Source organism: Halobellus marinus (assembly GCF_032113415.1).
GTDB lineage: Archaea > Halobacteriota > Halobacteria > Halobacteriales > Haloferacaceae > Haloquadratum > Haloquadratum marinus.
Map to the genome: position 1 here is coordinate 823,997 of NZ_CP134946.1, position 21,945 is coordinate 845,941.

The 21,945-nt window shown below is 51.9% G+C and carries 16 protein-coding genes and 6 pseudogenes; 8 read left to right on the forward strand and 14 right to left on the reverse strand.

The window, feature by feature from the left end; genetic code table 11:
• Positions 1–50: 50 nt before the first annotated feature.
• The 6 genes from ilvD to RJT37_RS04240 all read right to left on the reverse strand — a co-directional run bounded on the left by ilvD (position 51) and on the right by RJT37_RS04240 (position 7,469).
• Positions 51–1,727 carry a dihydroxy-acid dehydratase gene (ilvD, locus tag RJT37_RS04215; protein WP_313688069.1) on the reverse strand — a complete coding sequence of 559 codons (1,677 nt, stop codon included), beginning with the start codon at positions 1,725–1,727 and terminating at the stop codon, positions 51–53.
• Positions 1,714–2,703 (reverse strand): glycoside hydrolase family 88 protein, encoded by a 990-nt coding sequence (locus tag RJT37_RS04220; protein WP_313688071.1) that lies wholly within the window; start codon positions 2,701–2,703, stop codon positions 1,714–1,716. The genes ilvD and RJT37_RS04220 overlap by 14 nt, the downstream gene beginning before the upstream one ends.
• A gap of 116 nt (positions 2,704–2,819) precedes the next feature.
• The gene (locus tag RJT37_RS04225; RefSeq protein WP_313688073.1) at positions 2,820–3,680 is read right to left on the reverse strand and encodes a carbohydrate ABC transporter permease; all 861 of its coding nucleotides are present in this window, start codon (positions 3,678–3,680) and stop codon (positions 2,820–2,822) included.
• On the reverse strand, positions 3,677–4,612 hold the full coding sequence (locus RJT37_RS04230; RefSeq protein ID WP_313688075.1) for a carbohydrate ABC transporter permease: 936 nt from the start codon (positions 4,610–4,612) through the stop codon (positions 3,677–3,679). Before RJT37_RS04230 ends, RJT37_RS04225 begins: the two co-directional genes overlap by 4 nt.
• Before the next feature lie 2 nt (positions 4,613–4,614).
• Positions 4,615–5,985, reverse strand: a complete 1,371-nt coding sequence (locus tag RJT37_RS04235) for an ABC transporter substrate-binding protein (RefSeq protein ID WP_313688077.1) — start codon at positions 5,983–5,985, stop codon at positions 4,615–4,617.
• A 485-nt stretch (positions 5,986–6,470) separates the two neighbouring features.
• The gene (locus tag RJT37_RS04240) at positions 6,471–7,469 is read right to left on the reverse strand and encodes an IS110 family RNA-guided transposase (protein WP_313687416.1); all 999 of its coding nucleotides are present in this window, start codon (positions 7,467–7,469) and stop codon (positions 6,471–6,473) included.
• Between the two features lie 334 nt (positions 7,470–7,803).
• Between RJT37_RS04240 and RJT37_RS04245 the strand changes: the two genes are divergently transcribed.
• Positions 7,804–8,559 carry an SDR family NAD(P)-dependent oxidoreductase gene (locus tag RJT37_RS04245; RefSeq protein ID WP_313688079.1) on the forward strand — a complete coding sequence of 252 codons (756 nt, stop codon included), beginning with the start codon at positions 7,804–7,806 and terminating at the stop codon, positions 8,557–8,559.
• Positions 8,560–8,665: 106 nt separating this feature from the next.
• Here the strand turns inward: RJT37_RS04245 and RJT37_RS04250 are convergent, their stop codons facing one another.
• Positions 8,666–9,793, reverse strand: a complete 1,128-nt coding sequence (locus tag RJT37_RS04250) for an ABC transporter ATP-binding protein (protein WP_313688080.1) — start codon at positions 9,791–9,793, stop codon at positions 8,666–8,668.
• A 174-nt stretch (positions 9,794–9,967) separates the two neighbouring features.
• On the opposite strand from RJT37_RS04250, the pseudogene RJT37_RS04255 reads away from it, so the two are divergent.
• Positions 9,968–11,130: pseudogene (locus tag RJT37_RS04255) on the forward strand (IS4 family transposase).
• Positions 11,131–11,313: 183 nt separating this feature from the next.
• On the opposite strand, the gene RJT37_RS04260 reads toward RJT37_RS04255, so the two are convergent.
• The gene (locus RJT37_RS04260) at positions 11,314–12,093 is read right to left on the reverse strand and encodes an IclR family transcriptional regulator (protein WP_313688082.1); all 780 of its coding nucleotides are present in this window, start codon (positions 12,091–12,093) and stop codon (positions 11,314–11,316) included.
• A 626-nt stretch (positions 12,094–12,719) separates the two neighbouring features.
• Here RJT37_RS04260 and RJT37_RS04265 point away from each other — a divergent pair.
• Both RJT37_RS04265 and RJT37_RS04270 read left to right on the forward strand, forming a co-directional pair.
• Positions 12,720–13,343, forward strand: a pseudogene (locus tag RJT37_RS04265) (transposase domain-containing protein).
• A 62-nt stretch (positions 13,344–13,405) separates the two neighbouring features.
• Positions 13,406–15,070: an aldehyde ferredoxin oxidoreductase C-terminal domain-containing protein gene (locus RJT37_RS04270; protein WP_313688084.1), complete on the forward strand. Its 1,665-nt coding sequence runs from the start codon at positions 13,406–13,408 to the stop codon at positions 15,068–15,070.
• A gap of 120 nt (positions 15,071–15,190) precedes the next feature.
• Here RJT37_RS04270 and RJT37_RS04275 read toward each other — a convergent pair whose 3' ends face one another.
• Positions 15,191–15,457, reverse strand: coding sequence for a MoaD/ThiS family protein (locus tag RJT37_RS04275; RefSeq protein ID WP_313688086.1), 267 nt, complete (start codon positions 15,455–15,457; stop codon positions 15,191–15,193).
• A gap of 118 nt (positions 15,458–15,575) precedes the next feature.
• Between RJT37_RS04275 and RJT37_RS04280 the strand changes: the two genes are divergently transcribed.
• Complete coding sequence (locus tag RJT37_RS04280; RefSeq protein WP_313688088.1) at positions 15,576–15,863, forward strand: MoaD/ThiS family protein; 288 nt, start codon at positions 15,576–15,578, stop codon at positions 15,861–15,863.
• A gap of 662 nt (positions 15,864–16,525) precedes the next feature.
• Here the strand turns inward: RJT37_RS04280 and RJT37_RS04285 are convergent.
• From RJT37_RS04285 to RJT37_RS04295, 3 pseudogenes are all read right to left on the reverse strand, one after another.
• A pseudogene (locus RJT37_RS04285) lies at positions 16,526–16,978 on the reverse strand (IS1595 family transposase); the annotation flags it as partial.
• Positions 16,971–17,306 (reverse strand): annotated as a pseudogene (locus RJT37_RS04290) (ISH3 family transposase); the annotation flags it as partial. The pseudogenes RJT37_RS04285 and RJT37_RS04290, both read right to left, overlap by 8 nt.
• A gap of 47 nt (positions 17,307–17,353) precedes the next feature.
• Positions 17,354–17,629 (reverse strand): annotated as a pseudogene (locus RJT37_RS04295) (TFIIB-type zinc ribbon-containing protein); the annotation flags it as partial.
• A 138-nt stretch (positions 17,630–17,767) separates the two neighbouring features.
• Between RJT37_RS04295 and sufB the strand changes: the two are divergent.
• The 3 genes and pseudogenes from sufB to RJT37_RS04310 form a co-directional block, all read left to right on the forward strand.
• A complete protein-coding gene (gene sufB, locus RJT37_RS04300) occupies positions 17,768–19,198 on the forward strand; it encodes a Fe-S cluster assembly protein SufB (RefSeq protein ID WP_313688090.1) in 1,431 nt (476 codons plus the stop codon).
• A 40-nt stretch (positions 19,199–19,238) separates the two neighbouring features.
• The gene (locus RJT37_RS04305) at positions 19,239–19,568 is read left to right on the forward strand and encodes a 4Fe-4S dicluster domain-containing protein (protein ID WP_313688091.1); all 330 of its coding nucleotides are present in this window, start codon (positions 19,239–19,241) and stop codon (positions 19,566–19,568) included.
• A gap of 501 nt (positions 19,569–20,069) precedes the next feature.
• A pseudogene (locus tag RJT37_RS04310) lies at positions 20,070–20,176 on the forward strand (2-oxoacid:ferredoxin oxidoreductase subunit beta); the annotation flags it as partial.
• 51 nt (positions 20,177–20,227) lie between these two features.
• Here the strand turns inward: RJT37_RS04310 and cofG are convergent.
• Together cofG and RJT37_RS20605 are read right to left on the reverse strand one after the other, a co-directional pair.
• A complete protein-coding gene (gene cofG / locus RJT37_RS04315) occupies positions 20,228–21,340 on the reverse strand; it encodes a 7,8-didemethyl-8-hydroxy-5-deazariboflavin synthase subunit CofG (RefSeq protein ID WP_313688093.1) in 1,113 nt (370 codons plus the stop codon).
• A gap of 63 nt (positions 21,341–21,403) precedes the next feature.
• Complete coding sequence (locus tag RJT37_RS20605) at positions 21,404–21,862, reverse strand: glycosyltransferase family protein (RefSeq protein WP_425604913.1); 459 nt, start codon at positions 21,860–21,862, stop codon at positions 21,404–21,406.
• Positions 21,863–21,945: the final 83 nt, after the last annotated feature.

Below are 21,945 nucleotides of genomic sequence, written 5' to 3' on the forward strand. Positions count from 1 at the left end.
AGTCGGGGAGATGTCTTTGTAAACGAGAATTCACACGAGAGTCGTCCCAATTAATCCTCAATCCGGGTTGTCGCACCGACAGCTGCTGAATCGAAAAGCATTCCATATTTCCGCAGGACCTGTGAGGATTCGTCGGAAGACTGTTTCTCGATGCTGGTAAGCCGCGACGCTATTTCTTTATCTGAGAGATCAACATCGAGGCGCCGGTCAGGGATGTCTATTCGAATCTGGTCCCCAGTCTGAACCGCCGCAAGCGGTCCGCCAGACGCTGCCTCTGGTGCAATGTGGCCGATCATAGGTCCACGCGTGGCCCCGGAAAAACGGCCGTCTGTACACAGAGCGACATTGGCCTCGATGTCACGACCTACTATCGCAGAGCTCACATCCAGCAGCCCCGGCATCCCGGGGCCACCGCTTGGTCCCTCGTTCCGAACGATGATGACGTCTCCGTCGTCGATATCGCCATCTTTCACAGCGGAATAGGCCGTTCCCTTGTCCTCAAATACCCTAGCAGGCCCCGTGAAAACATACTCGTCGCCACCAGTCACTTTCGTAACAGCTCCCTCCGGAGCAAGGTTGCCCTTAAGAACGACGATTGCACCACTTTCGTAGAGAGGATCTTCCAGTGGCCGGACGACGTCAGTGTCGATTTCTGGAAGCGAGTATGAATCGAGTTCCGCACCTATCGTTTGTCCCGAGACCGTGAGAGCACTCTCGTCGAGATAGCCACCCTCCCGAAGCGTTGAAAGCACCGCTGGTATACCACCGGAGCGGTGGAGATCAGCCATAACGTATCCTCCGCTGGGACGTAGGTTACAGATCTGTGGGGTCCGTTTGCAGATCCTATCAAATGCGTCAATCTCAAGATCGACCCCGACCTCCCTGGCAAGGGCCAGCAAGTGCAACACAGCATTGGTCGACCCTCCGATCGCCGAAACAGTCGTGATCGCATTCTCAAACGCCGCCTCGGTCAACACGTCGCTCGGCCTGATTTCCTGCTCGAGCATCTCCATCAGAACTCTGCCAGACTGCGTTGCGACTGCAGTCCGCTCGTCGGTATCTGCAGGTGGAGAAGCACTTCCCAAAGGACTCATACCCAGGGCCTCGCTGACGGCGGCCATCGTATTAGCCGTATACATTCCTGCACAGGATCCGGGGCCGGGACAAGCGGCATTCTCAATCTCCTCGAGATCGGCAGCATCTATGTTTCCGCGGTTGTACTCCCCGACGGCTTCGAACACGTCCTGAACCGTAACGTCCTCTTCTTGATAGTGGCCAGGTAACATTGTTCCACCGTACAAAAACACCGATGGAATATCGAGACGCGCAGCAGCCATCAACATCCCGGGGAGATTCTTGTCACATCCGCCGATTGTCAGTAACGCGTCCAGACATTCCGAAATCGCGACGAGTTCGACGGAATCAGCGATAACCTCACGCGAAACTAGCGACGTTTTGATTCCCGAGTGACCCGTCGCAATGACGTCGCTGATCGTTATCGTTCCAAACTCGAGCGGGAGCCCTTGGGCATCTTCGATCCCGGTTGCACTGGCAGTTGCAAGTTCCGGTAAATGAATGTTACACGGCGTCAGTTCGGAGCCAGGATTGGCGATCCCGACGAGCGGTTTCTCCAGATCCTCGTCCGAATGCCCCATCGCTTTGAATAGGGCTCTGTGTGGTGCACGACTCGGTCCGTCCGTCACTTCAGTGGAATTAATTTTGTTCATTGGTAATGAATTGTGTTGCTGCTTTCAAAAACCATCCTTGTCCGTACGGTGTAACGCCCAGTTCAGATCGAGCACTGGCTGGGGGTTTCGAAACACGATGAACCGCACCGCTTGAGTCCACTTCATTGCGTACGGCCGCGAACCCGTCGCGGGCCGCCTCGCGAAACCGCTGGTCGTCAATGATTCCTTCGTTCAACGCGGTTTTGAGCGCGTATGCAAATATCAGCGTCCCTGAACTTTCTAACGGAGTCGTCGTATCATCTATTTTCTGATGCCAGAAACCACTCTCATCTTGGTACTTTATCAGAGCGCTCGCCGTCGATTCGATGAGCGAGTGCAACTTGGACTTGTCGTACTCAGCTGGTAACCGGAGAGTTGATTCCAGAATGCCGGCCAGCGCCCAGCCATTAGCTCGCGACCAGAACGAACTCGCCGGATAGCAGTCTGGCGTCTCTCGCCAGATATGCCGAAACAGGTTGGTCCGAGAATCCAGCAGATGATCAATGTGAATGCGAATTTGATCGCGTGCCGCCTTGATATATGCTGGCGAATCTGTGATCCTGCCGTACCGTACAAAGTATGGACAGACGAAACTTAGTGTCTCTGTCCATATTTCGTCTTCCTCGCGTCTCCGCGTAATTCCACCGGTTGAAGTCCGCTCAACGCTGTCGAGGAACATAGTCTGCTTCTCGACCGCTTCGAGATATCGCTCGTTACCTGTTCGGTTGTAAAATGCAAGGGCTCCGTCAGCGAGTGCTGCAGCAAGGGTCGTCGGATTGTAGGTTTCCACGTCGTATTCGGTCCATCTGGCCCAATCTTTAGGATAATTTCCCCAGCCGTAGGCAAACTGCCCGTTCGACGTCTGGGTGTCTATTGCGCGATCAATGGCACGTCGTGCCCAATCAAGTTCCGTTTCGGTGGCGAGAAGGCCATCGACCGCAATAGCTTTTTGCCAATCCTCGTGAGCGACGTCCATAGTGGTCGTGTATTCTGCGACCCTGGCTATCGTATCCGTAATCGGTTCTGTCTCGTGTAATCGGCTCATTGACTCTGTTTGTCGATTCCGGGGGAAAACATAAATACGTTACCTTGTCACATACCGCTCACGCTGAAGCCTTTGAGTATGTACTTGTTGAGGAAGAATATAATTAACAACGGTGGAATGACTAACAGCGTGATACTTGCCATAATCAAGTCCCAGAAAATTTCGGCACCAGTAGTGAAGTTCGCGATGCCGACAGTCATCATTTGCATACTCGGATCCGAGATCAGAATCAGCGCGAACGTGTAATCACTCCACGAGATACCGAACGCGAAGATTGCGGCTGCAACGATACCAGGTGCTGCACTCGGAATCGCCACTTCAAGCATACTTTTCCATCTCGGAGCCCCATATATCCATGCAGACTCCTCCAGTTCGATTGGAACTGTCTGGAAGAACTGCCACATTAACCAGATTGTAAACGGAATCGTGACTGAGGAATGAGCGAGGATGATTCCGGGATACGTGTTCAGAAGTCCGTACTGATGGAAGATCATAAAGTATGGCACTCCAAGCATTACCGGCGCAAACATATAGGCAAACAAGAAAATGTAGGCGAGGTGTTTCTTGTATGGGAGATGAAATCGAGTTAACCCGTAGCCAGCGAGAATCGAAACAGTAATTGAGAGTGCGATGTTCCCGAAGGAAACGACCAGACTGTTGAACATCCACTGGGCAAACGACGTATCCGACAGCAACCGTTCGTAGTTTTCGAAGGTCATCTCTAACGGGACGAAAGATGGTGGGTAGGATATGACCTGTTCCAGCGGCGTTATACTCGACACCATCATCCAGTAGATGGGGAAACCGAACGCGAATACGAACACGGCCGCGAAGGCGTAGAGCAACACCCGGTGAATCCGGGGGAGAACCCGCTGTGCGAGCGTCTGAGAACTAGACGTGGTGCTCATTGTTCCACCTCCCGTTCGGGATCAAACAATTGAATGTATACCATCGCAGATACAAGCAATAGAACGAACATTACAGTGACCATTGCGGCTGCCATCCCCATACTGGAGGTCTGGAACGCCGTGATGTACGCGAGTACCACAAGCGTCATAGTGCGATCAAGTGGCCCACCTTGGGTCAGCAGCCAGATGACGTCGAACCTGTTGAACATCCAGATGCCGCGGAGCAACACCACAAGTAAGAGGACGTTCTTGATGTTCGGTAGGGTGACGTCCATAAATCGACGATAGATGTTCGCTCCATTGATTTTCGCGAGTTCGTACAACTCGGAGTCGATCGCCTGTATTCGCGCCAGCACGACCAAGACGACGAAAATAGTGAACTTCCAACTTGATATCCAGACTACGGAGTGCATAGCCGTCTCCATCGAGAAAAAACTCAACGGTTCAGCTCTGAGACCGGTTGCCAGAAGCACGTAATTGACTACCCCGTACTGTGCGTTGAGAATCCATCTGAAAACGAACGCAATTGCGACCGTTGGGACCAGATACGGGAGTATGACGATGGTTCTGACGATATTGGCAAATCGAAAAGATTCGTTTAGTACGAGAGCGATCAGCACGCCCAAGAGTGTCTGGACAAACACAGAGTAAAACGCGTAGACACCACCGCGCCAGAGAGACATTTTGAAATCAGCATCTCCAGCCAGCGTCTGGAAATTTTCGAGTCCCACAAACGAGATATTCGCACCGCCGATCCCTCTTGTGGTCAATCCCATCCAGATACCGAAAATAATCGGAAATACAGACACTAGAAAGAAAATGAAAATTGCCGGTGAGAGAAACAGCAGCGATTTTGTGATTTCGTTTTCCGCGATAGAATGGTATCTCTCCGGCAGAAGGTCTGTAACACGTCGAGGCTGAGACTTTGCCATTTTCAGAGTTGATCTACCTGATCGCTGAACTCGTTTTCGATCAGATCTCGTAGTTCGTCCGCGGCAGCGTCAACCGCCTCTCCGGGTTCAGCCTCCCCGAGGAGCGTCGAGGAAATCATTGTCGGGATCGCGCCTGACCCGTTGGTGAGCCCGTTGAGGAAGGGTGTAGCTGGCTCCGTTCGGTTTTGAATCCATACCACCGAATCATTCCACTCCTTGACGTACTCGACGTACTCTTGATTTTCCTGTACTAGTTCGTGTTCCTGGAACGCATCGCTGTCGAGGATGTTGAGATTAACGGGAACCTTATGAATCGGAACAGCAAGGAGGCTATCGGTGTACCAGTTGTTCATAAAGTACTCCAAGAAGTCCTTCGCTAGGTCGGCGTTGTCCGCCTCTGCGGGAACGGAGAACCCGTTGGACGTCCCGCGCATTACGTAATCTGCATCGCCAGCTTCAGCAAGGGGCGCGACTGGATCCGGGGCTGCAGCCATATTATTGTATACTTCAGGTGCAGATTCAGCAACACTGCTGACGAGGCGTCCGACGTAATGTGTCGTCGCAACCTGTTCGGTCGCGAACGTATCTATCAATTCGCCCCACGAGTAGTCGAACGACGCTGGTGAATACTGGTACTTTTGCTGGAGGTATTCAAGCGTCTCTATTGCTCGCTCTCGATATGGCTCCTGATCGATAGTAACGTTCAGGTCCCCACCGTCTCGTTCGACGTAGTGGACGCCGTTGCCCCAAAAGTGCGTATCGTGGAACCACTGAGTTGGTCCTGAGGCGTCGTTTGCCAGTACGAGCATAGGGTCCATCTCGTCCAGATTCTCGTCAAGCGTCGAGAGCGTCTCCAGATCCTCTTCCCACGTCGAGCCCGGTTCAACACCGGCATCGTCGTATATGTCAGTTCGATAAAATTGTGAAGGTTGATCCACGTCGTGTGCTAGATAGACGCTATCGCCGTCGAATTCCACCAGCATCCGGTCTGGTATGTCGATATCGATTGCGTCAATCACGCCAGACAAGTCACTTAGGTGCCCTGCGAGACCAAACTGACTCGTTTCGCCCACTCGCATCAACAGGAGATCCGGCGGAGATCCAGCTTCTAGTTGTTGGCCCGCCTGTTGCCAGACTTCCTCGAATCCGAGATACTGAAACTCTGATTCGACATCTTCGTCTCTAGTTTCTGCCCACTCGTCGAACGCGCTCTCGAACACATCCTGTGACTCTGGAGCGCTCTGGTCCGTCATAAATTGTAATGTGGCTGTCTCGGTGCCTCCGGAACATCCTGCCAACGCTCCGATCCCGACTGCCATTGATGTGCCGAGGAATTTGCGCCTATTCACCGTACCTATGTCATCTCGTGACATATGAACGATGTCCAAAACGCATTTACTTAATTGTTTTTGTAAATATAATTATCAATATCTCATATACGGATCCGATGACGATTGAATGGTGTGGGTAGTAATTAGGACAGACATAGCTATTTGACGACTGAAAGGGAGAAGATTGCTCTGTTGAATAGCCACTGAATCTGCTCTGTTGAATAGCGGTGATTGAGTACGGAGGCAGAAATTGAATCGGGACGTGAGTGGGTATGGGTCGTGATCTCAAAACTGGTCTCGGTTCGTTTCGGCTCGGAGGTCGCTATTCACCTATGGAAACGCTGCTACCCGGACAAACCACCGCTGGCGACAAAATGGTTACGCCGTATTGGAATCTGCTATTCCCACAGCCGACAGGCGGTCCTGCTCGTGATGCGGTGCGGTCGCTGTCTAGCGATAGCTGACGCTACGGAGGGCCTCGGCCGGCCACTGAGGGCCGCCCACTTGGCGGCCCTCAGTTCCCTCGTCTATGCGCTCACACCAGGTGGATCGTATACGTCTCCCCGATCAAGCATATGGTAGATCGACACCAGCATCTTCCGAGCTGCCGCTACGATTGCTTTCTGTGAGTTCTTCCGGCTTGCTAACCGGTCATAGAACCGACTCAGATACTCGTCGTTACACGTATGGACTGCAGTATTAGCTGCTTGGACGAGCAGCCATCTTACACGACCTGATCCACGTTTCGAGATGCTCCCTTCGATCCGCGAGTCGCCTGACTCGCGGATCACCGGATTCAATCCGACGTAACTAACCACCTCCTTGTCTCCGTCAAACCGGTCGATGTCGCCTAACTCCGCATAGATCGTCAACGCCGTATAGTAACTCACGCCAGGAATCGTCATCAGCAGCTGGGTCTCCTTCAGAGACCCAGCGCGTTCTTCAATCGTCTTCTCGAGCTTCTGAATCTCGTCGGTGAGCGACTCGATCAGGTCGAGATACGACTCAAGCAACGCGTCGAACGGCGTCGGGAGCGAGAGTTCCCGCAGGAACTCTCGTCCCCTCGCAGTCAGTGGTTTCACGTCTTCAGTGATACCGTGATCGGAGAGGAGTCCGTGGACTTTGTTGGCGTACTTGGTACGATTTTCGACCAACGTTTGTCGCCCGCGCACGAGTGCGCGGGCTTCCCTCACTTCCTCGGTCGGAACATAGCTCTCAGGCACCGAATTCAGCCGCAACATTCGCGCGAGTTCTTTGGCGTCGACGCGGTCAGTTTTCTTGTCGGTGTCTGCGATCTGGTTGATTTTTTTGGGATGAGCAACGGTCACATCCAAGTGCTCCGACAGCGTATCGTGGATGTGGTAGTAGTTGGAGGTCGCCTCAAGCACAGCTTGTGCGCCGGCGTACCGCTGGGCGAGGTCGTCGAGGTTCGCGTTCTTGACGCGAACCTCTTCGACAATCTTCCCAGCCTCATCCATCACTGCCACCTGTGCGTACCGTTTGTGGACATCAATTCCGAGGTACATAGTCTGTTCACCCGGGACGCCAGTGCGTGAAGCAGAGATTCACCTATTCGGGCTTTCCCGGATGCCGCGCCGCGCGGCATCCGGGCTGTCACGCCCATGACTCGGCTTCTTTCGCACACGGACCAGTCAACACGACGTGCTCTGTAGCACGGAATAGCGGTCGGTCTCTTGCGCCCCATATCTTGTTTCACGCTCTCCTAGGGTAGCAGCGTTTCCATCAAGTCAACAGAGGAGCAAAAATATGGTTGCAAGCATTTGTTGTCTACTTCAATTAGCTAATTTGGACAATGTCCGTTCACCAAAGATTTATTTAGGTAAAGAACAACTTCGGGCTATGCAGACCGTTGAAGATAAAAATGTAATTGTCACTGGTGCAGCTTCGGGAATTGGGCGCGAATCGGCACGGCTTCTCGCATCGCACGATGCGAACGTCGTCATCGCAGATATCGACCCTGATGGAACAGAAGAGGCCGCAGAATCGATTCAAGAGGTTGGGTCAGGCGAGACGATTGGTATCGTCACGGATGTCTCTGACGAGGAGGCAGTCACGTCACTCATATCCCAGACTGTTGATCAGTTCGGGTCGATTGATGTCTTGTATAATAACGCTGGAATCCCTCAACAATCGACCCCAGTTGAGGATATTGATATAGAAACATGGGAGCAAAATCAGCAGGTGAACCTCAAGAGCGTCTTTTTGACCACCAAACACGCTGTGCCCTATATGCGCGAAGCTGGAGGTGGAGTGATTCTAAATCAATCGTCCGTAGCTGCTCTTCGACCCCGTGACGGACTCGCACCCTACGTTGCAGCGAAGGGTGGCGTTATTTCACTATCAAAACAACTGGCGTACGAACTAGCGAGCGACAACATTCGCGTCAACGCCATCTGTCCCGGGGCTACCAATACGGACATGCTCCCCAAATTCACGAGCGGCGATTTGAGTATGGAAGAGTACGAAAGTAGCGTCCCACTGGGCCGCCTGCTCGAAGTAGACGACATCGCAAATGCTATCCTCTTTCTTTCAAGCGAGGAGGCTAAAATGATCACAGGGGTGGCATTACCCGTTGACGGCGGACGATCCATCTAGAAAGAAACAGTATTATAAGATCAATCCGAGGTCGATCACTCCACGGATATATCAACCGATAAGAGATCTGGGCAGTATACACGCTCCAAGATAGCCATTTTAAGGCTCAGGATGTCGGCTGGTTCGGTTTTTGCGCTAAATACTCGGCGAGGTTATTCGTGATCGTCTCCCGTGTCGTACCGTCGAAAACGTCGACGTTCTCGCAGTCGAAATTCAAATAAATGTCGTCTCCCACCGCGAAATCTTTTGATGAAATGTTGACCCGCATCTCTCGCTCGATTTGGGGGACAGTAACGTGAAGTACCGTTTCCTTCCCGTAGTTCTCAATCATACGTATCGTACCAGAGAACTTCGCTGCATCCTCGTCTTCGACGGGGTAGAGAATAGGGGGCCGAATACCGATGTACTGGGAGTCTCCGAAATTGTCAACCGCAGTTTCTGTGATTGGGAGTTCGAATGTCCCGTCCGTGAGCGTTGATCCTTCGACACGTGTTTCGATGATGTTTATTTTCGGCGAACCGATAAACTCCGCAACAAACATATTTTCGGGATTCTCGTACACATCACCAGGGGACGACGCTTGCATCACCTTGCCGTCGTTCAGGATAACCACCTTGTCGGATAGTGTCAGCGCTTCCTCTTGATCGTGTGTCACGTAAACCGTAGTCACGGGAAACTCCTGATGTAACTTCTTGAGTTCAGCCCGCATCTCGATTTTCAACTGGGCGTCGAGATCGCTCATCGGTTCATCGAGCAAGAATAGATCTGGATCCCTGATAAGTGCTCTAGCCAGAGCCACCCGCTGCTGTTGCCCCCCCGAGAGTTGTCCAGGCTTTTTATCCAGGTGTTCGTCGATCTGGAGCATCGTCGCGATTTCCCGTACCCGTTCTTTTCCTTTCTCCTCACCCATATCTGTGTACTTGATGCCGTAGAGAATATTTTTTTCCACGGTTTTGAATGGAAACAAAGCTATATCTTGAAAGACCATCGAAATATTACGGTCCTGTGGCGGGAGGGTGGTTACCTGAGTCTCATCGAAGTACACCTCCCCGGTTGTCGGAGATTCCAGACCGCTCAACATACGCAATAACGTCGTTTTTCCGCAGCCACTTGGTCCCACAATCGTTACGAAGGACTGGTCATCTATCGTCACGTCGATATCGTCCACTGCCACCTCACTTCCGTACTCAGTCGTAAATTCCTTCGTCAGTCCTTCACATACTATTTCTGCCATAGCGATTCGTATTTTTTATGGGTGTATAAACCTTGTGCTGGTTTGGTTCTTGGCACTAACATCCGTCTTTAGCTAAGACGAGAACCACGTGACAGCGGTGGCTTATTGAGACTACTCTTGGAGAAGGATGAGGAAGCCGAGTTTGTGCACAACTCCGGCTCTTCATCCTCAATTATGCGTTGGCTCACCACACTGTTTTCCTCCGAGCATCTTGAAAAGCACACCGAGGAACTCGGCGTGGTCAAACAAGAGGGTAAGCTACAGATCCTTGTCCTCGTGTTCGACTTCGCCGCAGGCGAGAGCCGAACACTCGCTGGATACAGACGGAGGTACAACTTGACAGCTGATGAGACGATCTCTCCCAGTGGCTTCCATCTCCGGCTGACGCCGGCACCCGCAGAGTATCTCCGCGACGTCGTCTTGGCCGCGCTCGACGGGGTCGCTGTTCCTGATGCAGTTGACGCTGCTATCGACCGATCCAGAGACGTAGTGATCGTCAATGGAACGGTGCTGAGGGTTCCTCCCTGACCAGTTCCAATCCCCTCACTAGGTGCAGGCTGGAGCGAAAGTTCACTACTCGACAACGCCTACCGGCCAGACGATTGAACGGCTCGACGTAACTGACGAGAAAACGCACGATAGCGCGCTATTCAAGATAGGTTCGTGGTTGCAAGGACGGCTTGTTTTGCTCGACTTTGCGTACTTCAAGTATCTTCGCTTCACGTTGACCGACCAGAACGACGGCTACTTCGTAAGTCAAGTGTATTGACGCGGAGATCGAAGCCGAGTCCAAGCGCGGGCGATGCAATGGGACGCGATCACTGGATACGATACGATTCCGCGTCGTCGTCCACAACGAGGAGGCCGACGACTACCATATCTATATCACGAATCTTCGGAGCAGAGAGTTCCTACCAGCAGATTTAGCAACGCTGTATCGGTGTCGCTGGGAGGTAGAAACGCTGTTTCGAGAGTTGAAGACGCAGTACTAACTGGATGAGTTCGACACAAGCAACCCGGTTGTTGTGGAAATTTTGCTGTACTCGGCATTGCTTTCGCTGCTGGTGAGTCGTGATGTGTTGGACCTATTCACTGAGCAGGCTGACGAGGGGATCGTGTTCCCGCCGAAACGCTGGGCGGCGACCTTCCGGTCGCACGTCCAGGTTATTCTCCACGAACTCGGCAAGTTCCTCGGATACCAGTCACCACCGCTATTGGAACGGCTGATCGAAGATGCACAGAAGATCCACAAGAAACGAGCGATCCTGCAAGAGACACTCGCTACCGCTACGCAACCGAGGTGTGATCCTCAGCTAAAGACGAATACTTGGCACTAATTATCAATCATCTCCTTCAAGTCACACCATTGCAACTTGTACGCGAGGTCTCTGTTTTAGTAGAAACTTCAGTCCCGATCTTCGATACGTCCACGATCAAACTGATCTCATCAGAGTACAGTAATCCTCGAATACGTCAATCATATATTGGATCTTCTTATTCGTTCTTCACAGTATAGCCCACTAGGTTGATTTCGAATCGTTACCAAATTTCTCCTCATAAATCACCGATTCTAGTTCTTCCCGGGATGATTGGATTGTATCGGCCAGTTCGTCTTGCATACGGTCGTGGGACATTCTATAGGTGGGGCCAGAAATGACGAGCGCACCAATTACTTCCCCTAGTGGTTCTTCGACTGGGATCGCTATTGCTCGTAATCCGCGCTCGAACTCTTCATCTGAGATAGCATACCCTTGATCCCGAATCTGGGAAAGCTCCTGAAAGAGAGCCGCTCTGGAAGTAATCGTGTTTTCCGTTCGTTTCGGTAACCCCCATTGATTTAGTACTGCTTCGACGCGATCTCGTGTATACGTCGATAGCAATGCCTTTCCTCCGGCAACAGAGTGCATATAGTAGTATCGTCCGCTGTGACGTTGATTCTCGATAGGATGATGGGATCTGAATATCGATAGTGCTTTATTATTATTTTCTATGAGAAAATCGACCTCCTCGTTCGTGTTATTAGAAAGTTTTTCCGCGTGCTTCTCGATGATAACAAATTCCTGCTTTCGCTTACGGGCGTACTCACCAAGGTTATAAAATCGCATACCGATGTGGTAGGTATTGTCCTCTTTGGTGAGAAACCCAGATTCCTGTAACGTGTGTAGATGTTTGTGGATCCCGCTCCGGGACAAGTCTAGTTTTTGGTTCAACTGGCTTAACGTCGCGCCATTACAATTTTTAATCGTATCGACGATCTCGAACGAGGTCTCCGTCGTCGTAACCCGGTCATCGGGGGACATAGTGCCCAATTTGGTGAGTGAAATATAAATATCTTTTTGTGATGGATATTTAAATATAGAAGACGGCGCTTACGAAAGACTGTAGTGATCCAAATGCAGCAAAAACCAGGATATTCGAGCAATGAACGAAGCAATAACCGTGTAGGGCGCGTGGGCCTGCGTTAATCCCGTTCACTAAATGTGATTATTTTTGTCTAGGTTCAAGCTGCTGCTGTAATTACAACCCTACTATTGTAATCCTAAGGATTGGCTCAGAGCTAGTACAACGCTCCGTTCGACAATCAATACATTTCGAATTTCATCAACTCAAACTGGGCTGGAGAACCCAGTCAGTAACGACGAGAAACGGAAGTTCAACAGAGACAATAACGATAAATACACGCCAACGACGGATTTTGTCTATAAATAGTGGATATTTAAATATAATGTACCGTAGTGTGATGAACGGAACTCAACCGTTTTATATGTCGACTGGCCTGTATATAGTCACGTATGCACGAGCGTGTTCATCTATGAAAATTCTGCTAGCAAAACAAACCATCGGTGAAGATATACTATTTTGATCTGCCGAGGGTGTCGTGTTTAGTTACGGATGAAGAGTGAAACGGAGTGATTTCTCGATGCCTATGACAGAAATCGACCGCCTCAGCGGCTGCACGGATTGGATTGATTTGGATTTTCTTGAAGGATAACGGACACCCGAGCGTGCGATGAAGCTCGGTATTCAACTGCAGTTAGGGGTTTTCGCTGTCGAATCCCATCTGTATCCTCGAAAGGTTGTGTGTCGAGCGCTCTCGCAAAGCCATCCACGATTGGGTGCAAAAAAAAATCGATCTACAGCCCACAGAGGGTCGCAGCCCGAATCAGGTTGCTGTAGACGAAACCGTGATTCGAATCAACGCTCAACAATTCCGGCTGTATGCCGCGGCCGATCCCAATACATATGACCTGCTACATCTACGATTGTTTTCGGCGACAACGAGCGCGTTAATCGAGATGCGATAACTTCGCCAGAATATAACGTCGAATTCGCCGTGTTTCTGTTCGATGGCGCTCAACACCTCCAAACTGCGCTAGCCATAGCATCTTTCGGATTTCATACTGAAAGGAACAGAAATCGGAAGATCATCGAGCGAGTCTTTCGAGAACTCAAACGCCGTAATTCCTCGTTTTCAAACTGTTTTAGCCACGTACAGCCTGAAACTGCTGAAAATTGGCTCCGATCGTTTGCCGCCTGTTTAATATTCTAAACTATACACGACCCCCTTGATGAAACCAACTTTTATATTGGACAAATAAAGTATTACTTTTAATGCGTTACTCGAAAGGGCCAATGCTAACCATTGATGTTAGCGAACGCGAGGTAAGAGAACAGTCGATCGACGAAGAATTGTCGTCGTTCATCGGGGGACGTGGCGTAGCGACTCGACTCGCTCATCAGCGGATTCCGTTCGACGCTGACCCGTATGGGCCGGAGAATAGACTATTCTTTGCGACTGGTCCTCTCCAGATGTCCCAAATGAGTTTTACCGGACGAATGAACGTCACCGGTCTCTCACCAATGACTGATGGTCTTGCCTCATCGAACGCCGGTGGATATCTCTCTCGTAACTTTGCAGATACCGGATATAGTGTCGTCGAGATTGTGGGTGAGAGTGACGAACTGTTGGCTGTACACGTCTCTGACGACAGGATTGAGTTTGAACATGTTCCGGAACTTGACGAGGCTCTCGTACCTGAGGTGACGAAATATATGGCAACTGAACACGATCTTGAGAGCGAGAACCTGGTGACAGTCGGTCCGGCAGGAGATAATCTGGTCCGGTTTGCGAGTCTTATGACCTATGACTCGCGAGCCTTCGGCCGCGGCGGGTTTGGCGCAGCACTAGGCGCAAAGAACGTCAAATGCATAACTTTCCAAGGTGACTCCCGTCCTTCTCTCGATCTCTCGAAAGAAGCGGTGACAACAGTCCACCGAGATGCGGCGACGAGCGACGATCTGATGAAACGACAGGGGACCGCCGGATCAACAGCGTTTATAAACGATAATTTCTCTCTTCCAACTCGATACTTCGAGGAGACCACCTTTGAAGGCGCATCCGGTATTGGTGGTGACGCAGTTGAGGAAAAAAAGTACAAAAAAGGGTCGTGCTCGGTATGTGCATTCGGCTGTAAGCTCCCGACGCGCGACGAAGAGAGTGGGGTAGAGACCGAAGGCCCTGAGTTCGAAACTATTTATGCCTTCGGCAGTAGCTGTGCTATCGATGATATCGTTTCGGTGATGAAGTCGAATCAGAAGTGTGACCTGTACGGGATGGATACGGTTAGCGCGGGAGTGACAGTCGCAGCCTATCTCAAGAGTCAGGATGACTTCGGCAACTCGGATCTTATCCATAAGACACTCGATAAGATTGCTTTTCGTGACGGCATTGGTGACCAACTAGCAGAGGGCGTGGCCCGCTGTCACGAGACGCTCGGCGTCCAAAACTGGACCGTCAAAGGATTAGAGTTCGCTGGTCACGATGGGCGTGTCCTACACGGTCAAGGGCTGAGTTATGCGGTCGCGAACAGAGGTGCCGATCATATGTATTCGGTAACATTGGGTCAAGAGTATGACGGCGTGTTGCCACCCAAAGATCTCTCAGACGAGAAAGTAAAATTGGTCGTTGACCAAGAAAACCGGATGGCGCTACGGGATTCTGGTATTTTTTGTAATTTTGCAGAAGATTATATTACCGACGACCAGAAAGAACAATTGCTTGATGCCGACATCGAGACACTTCTTGACGTAGGTGCAAGTATTGTGGAACTTGAGCGCCACTTCAACAACCGCCGTGGTAAAGACCGTTCGGACGATATCCTCCCCTACGATCTCCCTGGCTTTGAATCGGCACTTGATTCCTACTACGAGGTGCGTGGGTGGGACAATGACGGTACAGTTCCTGGAAAATCGATTTCCCAGTACAATAAAAATTAGCCCATATCGTACTAATTTGTGTGATCTGTCTTAACCAGCAGGGAATAATAGATACTATATCTGGTAGTCCTATGAATCCTCATCATCATTCGATTATATCCTCTTAAAACCAATTTATCTTTACTCCACAAAAGATGACGTGAGCGTCACTACATCTCCGGCAGAAAGTTCCAATTCGGATGTCTCTGGCATTGTCACGTGTGTATCATTATGAATAACGATGACGTCTCGATTCGTTTTTGTTTGCCATTCGGAAAATTTAGGATAATTCTCACCCAGATCATCAAGCAACTCAGCGATGGTCATCGTATGCTCGATTGACTGATGTATCTTGGCCTCTTCAAACAACTGTCGACAGTCACCGTACAGTCGGATTTCGATCTGCATAGAGCCACTAATATATTTCACAATTAGAGTAATACCATTAAATTATGCGCTCATCGAAAACCCCCCATAGTGCTCAACGAGCAACACATATTACTCAAGACGCTCATACTTGTGAAATATGCACGTCGAAGTGAAGATATTCGGGTCTCTGAGGAAGATAATTGGCCAGAATTGTTTGACCTACGAGGTACCACCAGGAACTGCAGTGGCGGATATAATATGTAGGCTCACCGAAGAGTATCCCGAACTAACCGAACGGGTATACGAAAATAATTCGGTTCGAAATGATCTGATCGTGACAAGAAATAAGACTCACATCCAGCATCTCTCAGAGAAAAACAAGTGCTTGGATGACGGAGACGTAATTAGGGTTGTGGAACCAATTACTGGAGGAGATGGGAGATAAGAGAGCTTATCGGCGTAATATTGGTTGTGTTCTCATTGAAAATATCGGGTGAGAGTAAATGATTTCTTCATAGTCTATGCCAGAAATTGCGCGCCTCAGTGGTTGATCACGTTAGGTTTTATCAAGTGAAAACAAAACCGTGGTTGCTAATGAAGCTCTATACTCAATTGTATCTCACAGTATTATCGCTTTCGAATACTATCTCTATTTTTGATGTTTAGATTGCGAATTGGATACTGTAAGAGGCAACCTTAGTATCGACAGACACGGCTCTGCCAAGGTACTTCTGAAGTACCAAACTCATTGTACAGAATGCGGTAGAAAAGAAAAGTTCACAACTTATCTATCAAAGAATTTAGAATGAGACAATGGATATCTCCATCGTTTCGCTTTTTAAATTAATCTACGGAGAAGAACGAAGATTCTCGAACGGAATCTTGACTCTGCTTCTGTTACTGTGAAATCGACAAAAACAAACAGTCCGGGATTGCGGATTTTATGTAGCACCTTTTTTTGCGGCGGCCGAGGACCCCCGCAAAAAAAGCTGCACCAAAAAATCCGGTCGCATTAAGTTAGACAGAAACGCAGGACAGCAACGAGTTTTTGAGAACTAGGGGATCCGGATTTATACGTACGCTCATAGGAAGCACGTTGTTGGTGAGTCAGAGCACAGTTCGAACGACCTCTTTGAGAGCTTCTTGACCGGGTTTGCGTAAGATTCGGCGGCGAAGCTGGAACGCTCTGAGATACGGCGTGAGCTTGTCTTTTGAGACGCCTCGATGCGGCGAGAGCCACCGTCGCGTCAGCGACGCGTGGCTCTCGCAGGTGTTGATGTGGATGTCGCCGTCAGCATACTCTCCGTCGCTGTGGACGACGTATTCTCGGGTGAATTCGTCGTCTTCTTCGAGCGGATCATAGGCCCGAAATCCATCGGTATAGACGGTGAGCGACTCCTGCTGGCGATCCGCCAGCAGGAGTCGAATGGTCGATTCGTCTGCGGATTTCGCTGGCACGATGTACCGTTCGTCCGAACCACGGTCAACCAGCGTGAACACCGGTGGTTTGTCGCCATCATATGTTCCGCGCCCACGCGTGGACAGGCCACGCGAGCGCGACACAGACCTCCACCGGTCGATCCGGAAGTGTCGCAAGCGCATCTCGTTGGAGGAGCGTGTCTCCAACCGCCTCAACCGTGTCAAGGTTGAACTGCTCGGTGAGATGTCCCCGGACGGTATTGGCGTGCGGTGAGTCGTCTGTCGTTTCGCAGACGTGGTTGATCGAGGTCCCGCCGGCGCTGGCGCCGGCGAGAACCTCGTACAACGTCTCTGTCGTGACCTTGACGTTCTCGTCGAGGTCTATCGCAAGCTCTTCGTTGAGGCTGTTGACGACAAAATTAAGGAGGTGCTCTTCTTCTATCTTGCTGTCTGCCTGGGTGGCTTCCACACTCCTCCCAAGCAGACACTTTCACTCAAACCCGATGTGATCGACTGAATATTGGTCGAAAGCCCCTTGTCGTGCATCAATTGTGTCGTCGGCGCTCCAACGCGTGATTTCGCCGCCTTTTCAGCCGAATCGAAGGCCCGCCATTCCGGACCGCGGTCGATACGTTGCTCATCAAGGACCAATCCGCAGGCAGTACACACCTTCTCGGCCGTATCACTCTCTGCGAGTACGTCCTCGCCACACTCGGGACATCGCTGCTCCTGTGCTTGCTCTGTTTTTGAATCTGAGACTGGATCCGTCATTTTGCGAGTCTGGTGATTCATACGCCCTCTTTCAGCCCATCAATAGTAAACTTTTGTGATCACTAATAGTTTCTAGAAACTGTGAAAGAAACCTATTATAGTTACAAATTGTAGTTTAGGCACCCTAGCTTTATTCTCCCATACTACAAATGTTGGTTGATGAGCTCCAAACAAGAGCAACTCCGCGAGACCGACACTGAAGACCGATTCGATTTCAAGAAAGAGGAAGCAGCTGCGTTCAAGGCTGACCAGGGGCTGACAGAGGAGACGATACGGCTCATTTCTGAGGATAAAGACGAGCCAGAGTGGATGTTGAAGCGACGACTACGTGCGTTGAACCTCTGGCAAGAGATGCCGATGCCAACGGACTGGCCGGGGCAACCAGATCTGTCGGAAGTCGACGTGAACGAAATCGTGCCGTACATCCGCCCCGACGTCGACGTCCGCGCCGGCGTCGACGACTGGGAAGAGTTGCCCGAGGACATCAAGGATACATTCGACAAGCTCGGTATCCCGGAAGCCGAAAAGAATGCGCTCTCCGGCGTTGGTGCCCAGTACGAGTCCGAAGTCGTCTATCAGAATATGCAGGAGCGCTGGGAAGAGAAAGGCGTCATCTTCTGTAATATGGACGAGGCTGTTCAGGAACACGAAGACCTCGTCCGCGAGTACTTCATGACCAAGTGCGTGCCGCCGAGCGACAACAAGTTCGCGGCGCTCCACGGCGCCATCTGGTCCGGCGGCTCGTTCGTCTACGTTCCCGAGGACGTCACCGTCGAGATGCCCGTCCAGGCGTATTTCAGGATGAACTCCGAGGGGATGGGGCAGTTCGAACACACGCTCATCATTGCGGAGCCAAACTCCGAGGTTCACTATATCGAGGGTTGCTCGGCCCCGAAGTACTCGGCGTTCAACCTGCACTCGGGTGGCGTTGAGGTAATCGTGAAGGAGAATGCCCACGTCCAGTACTCGACGGTACAAAACTGGTCGAAGAACACCTACAACCTCAACACAAAGCGTGCGATCGCCGAGAAAGATGCGACCATGGAGTGGATTTCGGGGTCGATGGGCTCGAAGGCGACGATGCTGTATCCATCGACGATCCTGAAGGGACCGGGCGCGACTGACAACCACATCACCATCGCGTTCGCCGGTGAGGGCCAGAACATCGACACCGGCGCCAAGGTCTACCACAACGCCCCCGACACGAAATCGACGATCGAGTCGAAGTCGATCTCGAAGGACGGCGGCCGCACCAACTACCGTGGGCTCGTCCACATCGCAGATGGCGCGGAGAACTCCTCAACCTCCGTCGAGTGTGACGCGCTGATGTTCGACAACGAGTCCACCTCCGACACGATGCCGTACATGGAGATCAACGAGTCGACGGTGGACGTGGCCCACGAGGCGACTGTCGGGAAGATCGGCGATGAGGACGTCTTCTACTTACAGTCGCGCGGCTTGGACGACGACGACGCCAAGCAGATGATCGTCTCTGGCTTCATCGAGCCTATCACTGAAGAGTTACCCATCGAGTACGCGGTTGAACTCAACCGACTCGTCGAACTTGAGATGGAGGGCTCGCTCGGATAGTAGTTCATCTGGACTACGCCACTCTTATAGAGGATATCTCATGGCTATCGATCCAAATTTCGAAGAGAACCGCGATGTCGCCGAGAAACACGAGGGGCACCGAGTCTGGGGGCCGGTCGACGAACCGGAACAGCTCGGAATCCACGGCACACACGTGGCTGTCGACTTCGATATCTGTATCGCCGACGGTGCCTGCCTCGAGGACTGTCCTGTTGACGTGTTCGAATGGGCAGATACACCGGGCCATCCCGAGAGCGACATCAAAGCCGATCCGCTCAACGAGACACAGTGTATCGACTGCATGCTTTGTGTCGACGTGTGTCCCGTCGACGCCATTGATGTCGATCCCGGACGAGCGAGGCGCCTGTGAGGGGTGATTGAGGAACCGCTTATGACTCTACCACTCCAGTGCTACCGGTGCGGAGCAGAGTATACCTATATTGGTACGAGTCCACATCCCGCTCAGTGCCCAGTATGTGGATCCTCTTGCGTCCCGCCGGCTGGCTGTCTCACCGTCGTCAACAGCGTTCACTGGGAGAGTGCAAACGGGCTCGCGAAAGTCTGGGTCCACAGCGTCGATGAACGTGACCGACCGTTCGAATTTGAAGTCGCTGCACACGGTCGCCGTGGCAAGCTGGTTGCGATCAAAGTTGACGGTGTGTCGATTAACCTACAAGTTGACGAGACACTGGAAACACTCCCACCAGCAGTGAGAGCCGAAATCGAGATGCAGGGAATAACAGACATCGAGATTGCGACAGTCACGAACTCGAAAGCATGATACCAAGCCAGATTACGCAACGACCGACACCCGAGAGTATCGGCTCGGAGTATGAACGCTGGCGTACGGTCGGAAGGGGCCAGTAAGAAGATGAGCACCGACATCAGATTCACCGACTTCAAATCGACAAGCAGCCAACGTGGTGTCCCGGTTGCAGTGACTTCGGCACTATGAACGGGATGATGAAAGCGCTCGCTCTCGACCCAACGCTCTGAAATCAACAATGTGCTACACAACAGCACAGACAATTAATCAACACACCTCGCGACGTTGCTCACTCCGTCCAGATGGGATCGATAGCGCTCGCCGTGTTCGTTATCTGCGGTTATGGCGCGTTTGACTGGATCTGAGAGCCACCCATCCGCCACGAAGCGTTCGTAGACTGGCAACCGCTCCCGCAGGGGGACACCAGCTATCTCGGCGATATCCTCCAGTTCCCGGAGTTCCGGCCATTCATACTCAGGATTAATATGATCGACAGTGACCGGCGAGACACCGCCGAGGTCGTCGATGCCACAGTCAAGGAGCTCACGCACTGATGCCAGGTTCGGAGGCGCCTGAATACTGACTGTCTTGGGCATTGCGACACGAGCCATCGCCGTGATCCGGCGAAGGGTTTCAAGATCAGGTGAGCCGCCCTTCCAGCGATCGTTCTCGACCACCGGCTGGACGATGATCTCTTGGATGTGGTCGTATCGCTCGTGCATCTCGCGGATGGCGAGGAGGCTCTCTGCACGATCCCGCCAGTCTTCGCCGATGCCGACGAGGATGCCGGTGGTGAACGGTATCCCTAGTTCGCCAGCGTTACGGATGGTGTTGAGCCGCTGGCCGGGAGTTTTGGCTCTAGGCCCACTGTGAGCCTGCACCTCGGCGGTCGTCTCGAGCATCACACCCATCGAGGCGTTGACGTCGGCGACCCTCTCCATTTGTTCTCTGGTCTGGTCGCCCGGGTTGGAGTGAGGAAGGATGCCCTCCTCCAGAGCGATCCTGCAAGCCTCCCGGAGGTATTCGTAGATCGTTTCGTGGCCCCAGGCTTCCAGCTGGTCGTATATCTCGTCGTATCGATCGTCCGGGTCGTCGCCGAAGGTGAAAAGCGCCTCCGTACACCCGGCATCGGCCCCGCGGCGGCAGATTTCCCGAATCTCTCTCGGGCTCATCAGATCGGCCTGACCAGGTGGGTCGTAGTAAGTACAATAGCTACAGGTGTACCGGCAGGCCGTCGTGAGTGGGATGAAGATGTTGCGCGCGAAGGACAGTTCGTCTGCGGCGGAGACATCCTCAGGTCCAACCGAGAGCAAATCCTTGACATCCTCCTCCCCGGTTTCTACCTCGATGCCGTACTCTGCCGCACCGGGAATCATATTACCGCCTTTGTGCCTTGCCTCAAAAAGATTCAGGCTACGGCGGAGCGCGCTGTACCATTATTATCGCTCGGCCGTCACAAGATCATCCACAGCAAGTTCGAATCCAGCGTTCACGAGCCACTCGTTTGCTGCACCGTTGCTATGTAACAGCACCTCGATTGAGTCCTGTGGTACGTTGCCATCAGTCGACAGTCGCAAGGAATCGATCTCGGCGACATCGGTGCCAACGTTTGTGCCGATGGTTCGATGGTCTCGAATCGAGGCGCCGTGGTAGTCACCCCGGAAGACTGGGTGATGGACGACGACGGCGTTAATGCCGCTACCGCTTCTGAGAACGAGAACGATGTCAGCGTCCGGTTCGAACAGGCGTTCGAGCGCGTCAGGTGTTGCCAGTGTGCGGTCGGCGATGACTGCAGTGAGCGGGTATCCTCCGTCTGCTAGTTGGTCGTTGATATTCCTCTGAGACCGAGTGGGAGACCAACGACAGTCACAGCCTCCACGGTCAAACAGATTCGTGATAGAGTAACTGAATCCTTAGTCCTCACAGAAAATCCGGATATCGACGAGTACGGTGAACTTCCTGATGGCGAGGTTTTCAAATA